The sequence below is a fragment of the Xanthobacter sediminis genome (genome assembly GCF_043195015.1).
Taxonomy (GTDB): Bacteria; Pseudomonadota; Alphaproteobacteria; order Rhizobiales; family Xanthobacteraceae; genus Xanthobacter.
The window spans coordinates 1-550 of sequence record NZ_JBAFWH010000057.1; the positions used below are offsets into that span (position 1 = coordinate 1).

1 pseudogene is annotated in these 550 nt (G+C 62.5%); it reads left to right on the top strand.

The features are described from left to right. Positions 1 to 530, top strand: a pseudogene (locus tag V5F61_RS21180) (IS5 family transposase); the annotation flags it as partial. Between the last annotated feature and the right edge of the window lie 20 nt (positions 531 to 550).

Below are 550 nucleotides of genomic sequence, written 5' to 3' on the forward strand. Positions count from 1 at the left end.
CATGGAGGGTCTGTCCGGCCAGAGGGCCGAACCCCGGACCGTCATGATCGATGCGACCTATCTCAAGGCCCACCGCACGCTTCCAGCCTTGGGGTAAAAAAGGGGGGCCCGGACGCCTGATCGGACGGACCAAGGGCGGCATGAACACCAAGCTGCACGCCGTGACGGACGCCAATGGCCGCCCCTTGAGCTTCTTCATCACGGCTGGTCAGATCAGCGATTATACCGGCGCAGCGGCCTTGCTCGACGATCTGCCCAAGGCGCAGTGGATGCTGGCCGATCGGGGTTATGACGCCGAGTGGTTTAGAGACGCGTTGGAGCAGAAGGGCATCAAGCCCTGCATTCCAGGCCGCAAATCCCGCTCCACGCCCGTCAAATACGATAAGCGCCGGTACAAGCGCCGCAACCGCATCGAGATCATGTTCGGCCGCCTCAAGGATTGGCGCCGCGTGGCAACCCGCTACGACCGATGCCCAACCGTCTTCTTATCCGTGCTCGCCCTCGCTGCCACGGTGCTCTTCTGGCTGTAATCAACGAGTCCTGAGCCTAG